The sequence below is a fragment of the Erwinia sp. MYb416 genome (assembly GCF_037479575.1).
Classification (GTDB): Bacteria; Pseudomonadota; Gammaproteobacteria; order Enterobacterales; family Enterobacteriaceae; genus Erwinia; species Erwinia rhapontici.
Genome location: NZ_JBBGYT010000064.1, coordinates 662 through 973 on the forward strand (window position 1 = coordinate 662; position 312 = coordinate 973).

Genomic DNA, 312 nt, shown 5'->3' on the forward strand with positions numbered 1-312 from the left:
TCTGACCATTGAGCGCCCGTTGCGCTTATCTGCGCAGGTGACAGATGAGGCCATTAGCACCCTGCGCTTTGCACCGAAGCCGTTTAATGCGCCGATGGAGCGGCTGCATGAAGCGTTTAGCGACCAGTGGCAGGACGGGGAGTACGGCGATTTCTCCGACATTCAGGTGGAAGCGCGCGCGATTATCAAAGCCGAGTTTAGCGAGCTGAAAGAGAAGCAGGTTAAAGACCTGCTGGACAGCAAGCTGTGGCTGGCACAGCGCGATCTGATGGCCAAAGCGCAGCAGATCCAGAGTGCGCTGGGGGCTCAGGC

Annotated in this window: 1 pseudogene; it reads left to right on the top strand. The window is 58.7% G+C overall.

The features are described from left to right. Window positions 1-312 (top strand): annotated as a pseudogene (locus WH277_RS00565) (SAM-dependent DNA methyltransferase); the annotation flags it as partial.